Genomic DNA, 5,434 nt, shown 5'->3' with positions numbered 1-5,434 from the left:
GGCTATAGGTCGCCGAGGCGCCATCAGATCCAATTTGGCGCTGGACTGTCGGCTTTTTTCAAGACGGATAAAGACGAGGCTTTCAATAGCCGAAAGCAGGCCTATCAGCCCGACCGCTTCAAGACCAGATTCACGGTTGGCTTGCCTGCCGAGCTCAGGTATTCGTTTCAGTTCGGCAGAAGCTTTGCTTTTAGCGTTACAGGAACCGGCAATGCCAATTTTCTTAAAAGTTATGCTGCCGTTTCCGCAGGGATAGCCATAGGTATGTATTAACAAATCTTCAAGCCAAAATTACATGAAATCATCTTTTTTTATCGCGTTGGGCTGTTTCCTCTTTGCCTGCACAGTCCGGGCGCAAACAGACAGTCTGCACCTGCCCAAGCGGTTTTACGCTTATGCCGACCTGGAACTCGGAGGTTCGCAAGGCGATGTGTATTGGCAGTTTTCGCTGGCGGTACAACAAAACAACAACTACCTCAGACTAAAGGGATCTGACGTTTTTCAGCTCAACTTCGGCAATAAGCCCCTGCCTAGTTTTGGCGATATCGCGCTTATAGCGGGCAAAAGCTATACCCTGGGCAAGTGCCATAATTTTAAATTAGGTACGGGCCTGGCGCTAACCCATTACCGATTTGATATAGGCTATGGAGAAACCATCAAAAAAGAAACGATCGGCTTGCCCGTAGAAGTGAAATATTGCTATATGATTGGTTGGACAGCTGGATTCTCCCTGTCTTTTCAACATAATTTCAATAAGCTAAAAAGCTATAACGCCATTACTGCAGGTTTGGCTTTTGGATTTTTGCGCGAAAGGAAAAACAGCTTAAAACGTTGAAAAAGTTCGATTTTAACTTAAAATATGGTTATGAAAGCTATATCACTGCTGGGATATAGCATTGGGCCAATAAAAAAGTCCCAGCTCTTGCGCGGGACTTTTAATTACTTTTTCTTCGAGTAATCCAAAATTTTTTGGATGGTTTCGTTGGAAGGCTCTTTAACCAATTGGTCAAGCTTAGACCTGATGCTGTTGTAGAACAACAGATTCTGTTGGTCGCCCTCATCAACCGCCTTTTCTACAGGCTGCAGACTCGAGAAGTTGGAAAGATCATTTAGTGTAGAGGTTTTTGTCATACGCAGTGTATTTATTTAATGTTTACAAAGTAAACGTAATTGCGTATGTTTTATTTCGTGGCCTTTCAGAAAATTTTAACATTTTCCAAATTAAATTTTCCAAGAGGCCCCCATGTGCTCAATGGGCAAAATTATACACTACCTGGCTGTTAAAAGATTAGTACTCAGCCTGCTTAAAGTCCTCGCGGACTTACCTCTTTCACCTTCATCATTTTGCGCAAATTGCTGAGTGCATAGCGCATGCGTCCCAGGGCGGTATTGATGCTTACGTCGGTGAGGTCGGCAATCTCCTTAAAGCTCAGGTCGGCATAATGGCGCATAATGAGCACCTCTTTCTGTTCGTCGGGCAACAGGTGTATCATTGCTCTTAGATCGAGGTGGGTTTGTTCGCGCAACATGCGTTCTTCGGCACTTTCTTCGTGTATCTGCAAAAGATTGAGCACATCTGTGCCGTCGGCGCTGGTAATGACCGGTGCGCGTTTCTCGCGGCGGAAATAATCGATTACCAAGTTGTGTGCAATGCGCATTACCCAAGGCAAAAACTTGCCTTCTTCATTGTAGCGTCCACTGCGTAAAGTATTGATGACCTTGATAAAGGCATCCTGAAAGATGTCTTCGGCCAGGTACTGGTCTTTTACCAATAAATAAATGGAGGTATATATTTTGGATTTATGCCTACGAAGTAATTCTTCTAATACAGATTCTTCTCCGTTAAGATATAGCTTCACCAAATCCTGATCACTATGCTGCTGTAATTTCATAGGAGTGCGTATACTAAAATTCTTCTCGTTTTATTAAATTAAAATAATAAATAAGTAGCTTTTTAATCTATAGCAGCTCTCCTTGTTTTTAAAATACAGTTCCTAATTCGTGTGAGTTATAAATTCAAAAGAAAGACTTTTTTTTGAATATCCAACAATAAATCTGCTAAAATTTGTAAAATTTTATAAAAGGTCGCTTATTTTTAGAGGGGTTGAAACCAAAATCGTAATTTTGGGGTTACATTAAATCAGAGCTAAGCAAGCGGCACATGAGCAAGGAAATAGAGAAAGATCCACACCACCATATCATTATCAAAGGCGCCAGGGTACACAACCTCAAAAACATCGACGTAGCCATTCCGAAGAATAAACTCGTGGTGGTTACCGGCATGTCGGGCTCCGGAAAATCTTCTCTCGCCTTCGATACCTTGTATGCCGAAGGCCAGCGTCGTTATGTAGAAAGCCTGTCGGCTTATGCGCGCCAGTTTATGGGGCGGATGAACAAGCCCGATGTAGATTATATCAAAGGTATTGCGCCGGCCATTGCCATCGAACAAAAGGTAATTACCTCCAATCCGCGCTCAACTGTAGGTACTTCAACCGAAATATACGATTACCTCAAACTGCTTTATTCGCGTATCGGTACCACTTATTCGCCCATTTCGGGTCAGGTGGTTAAAAAGGACACCGTAAGTACGGTTGTCGATTTTATCGTAAGCCTGGGTACCGATAGTGTAGCTACGGTATTCTGCCCTTTACATCCACACAACAACAGAACCATTAAAGAAGAATTGGCTGTATTGTTGCAAAAAGGATTCTTGCGGGTTTATTTCAACAACAAGATCACCAAAATAGAGGATATCCTCGAAGATCAATCCATCAAAGACGTTAAACTGGCCGATAGCGATACCATCAAGATTTTGATAGACCGCATTGTGGTTAACGAAGAGGAAGAAACCCTAAGCCGCATGGCTGATTCGGCACAGACCGCATTTTTTGAAGGCAAAGGCGATTGTTATGTAGAACATGATGGCAAACAGACCTTCTTCTGCGACCGTTTTGAGCTGGATGGCATGAAGTTCGAAGAGCCTAGCCCAAATTTCTTCAGTTTCAACAACCCCTATGGGGCCTGCAAACGCTGCGAGGGTTATGGAAATGTAATCGGGATAGATGAAGACCTGGTTGTTCCAGACAAGAGCAAAAGCATTTACGATAATGCCATTGCCCCCTGGCGTGGCGAAAAAATGGGCGAATGGCTGAAACGCTTGGTTAAAAATGCCGAGAAATTCGACTTCCCCATCCACAGGCCTTACCGCGAACTGACCGAGGCACAGCAGCAGCTGTTATGGACAGGCAATAGCTATTTTGCGGGTCTGGATCAGTTTTTTAAAGAATTGGAAGAACAAACCTATAAAATACAGTACCGCGTAATGCTTTCGCGCTACCGTGGCAAAACGGTTTGTCCCGATTGCAAAGGCACGCGCCTGCGCAAAGATGCTTCTTATGTGAAAATAGGAGGCAAGTCTATTTTAGAAATGGTGCTGATGCCTTTGTCTACTTTGTTGCCCTTTTTCGAGCAGCTCGATCTTAGCGCCACACAGGCAAAAATTGCCAAGCGTTTGCTGGCCGAAATCTCCAATCGGGTGCTTTACCTCAACAACGTAGGTTTGGGCTACCTCACCCTCAATCGCTTGTCGAATACCCTGTCGGGAGGAGAGAGCCAGCGCATTAACTTGGCCACGTCGTTGGGCAGCAGTTTGGTGGGTTCGGTGTATGTGCTCGACGAACCGAGCATTGGTCTGCACCCAAGAGATACGCACCGTTTGATCGGGGTACTCGAATCATTGCGCGATGTGGGTAATACCGTTTTGGTGGTTGAGCACGAAGAAGAAATGATGAAGGCCGCCGATCATATTATAGATATTGGTCCCGAAGCAGGTACACATGGTGGCAACCTGGTTTTTAGTGGCACCTATAAAGAAATTATTAAAGACAAAAACTCGCTTACCGGTAGGTATTTGGCCGGCAAGGACGAAATTGCCGTCCCTGCCAAAAGAAGGGAGTGGCGCGACCATATCCTGGTAAAAGGTGCCCGTGAAAACAACCTGAAAAATATCGACGTCAAGTTTCCTTTGGGTGTATTTACCTGTGTAACGGGCGTATCGGGTTCTGGCAAAACCAGCCTAGTTAAAAAAATACTTTATCCCGCCCTGCAAAAAGCCATAGGCAATTATGCCGGCGAGCAAACGGGTGCTTACGACGGACTTTTTGGTCATATCGACTTGGTTAGTGCCGTAGAAATGGTAGACCAAAACCCGATCGGCCGTTCATCGCGTTCTAATCCGGTCACTTATGTAAAGGCTTGGGACGATATCAGGGCCTTGTTTTCGGCATTGCCATCGGCAAAGGCTGCCGGACTTAAACCTGCGGCCTTCTCTTTTAACGTAGAGGGCGGCCGTTGCGAAGTTTGTCAGGGCGAAGGCGAGGTGAAGATTGAAATGCAGTTTATGGCCGATATCTTTTTGCCTTGCGAAGCCTGTGGAGGCCGGAGATTTAAGCAGCAGGTGCTCGATATTACTTATCAGGACAAAAATGTATCCGATATTTTGGATATGACCATCGATCAGGCCGTCGAGTTTTTTGCCAAGGAACCCAAAATCCTGCAGAAACTGCAACCCCTGGTCGATGTAGGCTTGGGCTATGTACACCTGGGGCAATCGTCAAATACGCTGTCGGGCGGGGAGGCGCAACGCATCAAATTGGCTTCCTTCTTAATCAAAGGCAACAATGCGCAAAAAACCATGTTCATTTTTGACGAACCTACCACAGGTTTGCATTTCCACGATATCAAAAAATTGCTGAAAGCCCTGAATACCTTGATCGAACAAGGCAATACCATTTTAGTGATCGAACATAACATGGACATGATCAAATGCGCCGATTGGGTAATCGATATCGGGCCCGAAGGTGGCGATAAAGGCGGAAACGTTGTATTTGAAGGCAAGCCCGAAGATTTGCGCCAGGCAAAGGATTCTTATACAGGTCAATTTTTAAAAGCTCATTTGAAATAGTATCTTAGCGAACTTATGCTCTTTTTGACCTTAATTATCGGCATATTGTTAAATGCCATGGGCTATATACCGCCTGGAAACATCAACCTGACAGTTGCACAGCTCACTATCAATAAGGGCATGCGCCAAGCGTGGTCGTTTATCCTGGCTTTCTCTTGTGTTGAAGTTCTTTTTACCTTTGGCATGATGCGTTTTGCGCGCTGGGTATCGAGCGATGTAAACCTCGATGCCAATATCAACGAAGTAAGGCTGGGCACTTATGTAGATGCCTTCATGATCCTGCTTTTTGTGGTGATGGGTACCATTACCTGGATCAACCGCAATAAGTTGCCCAAAACCAAAGACAGCAATGATACCAGCAAAAGAGGCAGCGTATTTTATGGCATGTTGCTCGGGGTTTTAAATCCGGTTCAAATTCCATTTTGGCTCTTCTTTGGCAATTATGTTATCCTGCACGAGTGGATCAGGACC

The 5,434-nt window shown here is 44.9% G+C and carries 6 protein-coding genes; 4 read left to right on the top strand and 2 right to left on the bottom strand.

Annotation, left to right across the window (positions count from 1 at the left end; translation table 11 throughout):
- The coding region (locus JHD69_RS18945) for a hypothetical protein (RefSeq protein WP_199141909.1) at nt 1-273 on the top strand (273 nt) is incomplete at its 5' end.
- Nucleotides 274-295: 22 nt separating this feature from the next.
- On the top strand, nt 296-835 hold the full coding sequence (locus JHD69_RS18940) for a hypothetical protein (RefSeq protein ID WP_199141908.1): 540 nt from the start codon (nt 296-298) through the stop codon (nt 833-835).
- A 104-nt stretch (nt 836-939) separates the two neighbouring features.
- On the opposite strand, the gene JHD69_RS18935 is transcribed toward JHD69_RS18940, so the two are convergent.
- Nucleotides 940-1,131, bottom strand: coding sequence for a hypothetical protein (locus tag JHD69_RS18935; protein ID WP_199141907.1), 192 nt, complete (start codon nt 1,129-1,131; stop codon nt 940-942).
- Nucleotides 1,132-1,304: 173 nt separating this feature from the next.
- Nucleotides 1,305-1,892: an RNA polymerase sigma factor gene (locus JHD69_RS18930; protein ID WP_199141906.1), complete on the bottom strand. Its 588-nt coding sequence runs from the start codon at nt 1,890-1,892 to the stop codon at nt 1,305-1,307.
- Nucleotides 1,893-2,161: 269 nt separating this feature from the next.
- Between JHD69_RS18930 and uvrA the strand changes: the two genes are divergently transcribed.
- Together uvrA and JHD69_RS18920 are read left to right on the top strand one after the other, a co-directional pair.
- Nucleotides 2,162-4,963: an excinuclease ABC subunit UvrA gene (uvrA, locus tag JHD69_RS18925; protein WP_199141905.1), complete on the top strand. Its 2,802-nt coding sequence runs from the start codon at nt 2,162-2,164 to the stop codon at nt 4,961-4,963.
- A 15-nt stretch (nt 4,964-4,978) separates the two neighbouring features.
- Nucleotides 4,979-5,434 (top strand): lysine transporter LysE (locus JHD69_RS18920; RefSeq protein WP_233166056.1); only part of this gene is annotated, 456 nt, incomplete at its 3' end.

This window comes from Pedobacter sp. ASV12, from assembly GCF_016429155.1.
Lineage (GTDB): Bacteria > Bacteroidota > Bacteroidia > Sphingobacteriales > Sphingobacteriaceae > Pedobacter.
Note: the sequence above shows the minus strand (reverse complement) of the source record. Positions and strands in the feature narration are given on the sequence as shown.

Excerpts from the sequence above, each read along its gene's own strand:
- JHD69_RS18940 (WP_199141908.1), top strand. The coding sequence starts at position 296 with ATGAAATCATCTTTTTTTATCGCGTTGGGCTGTTTCCTCTTTGCCTGC.
- JHD69_RS18935 (WP_199141907.1), bottom strand. The coding sequence starts at position 1,131 with ATGACAAAAACCTCTACACTAAATGATCTTTCCAACTTCTCGAGTCTG.
- JHD69_RS18930 (WP_199141906.1), bottom strand. The coding sequence starts at position 1,892 with ATGAAATTACAGCAGCATAGTGATCAGGATTTGGTGAAGCTATATCTT.
- uvrA (WP_199141905.1), top strand. The coding sequence starts at position 2,162 with ATGAGCAAGGAAATAGAGAAAGATCCACACCACCATATCATTATCAAA.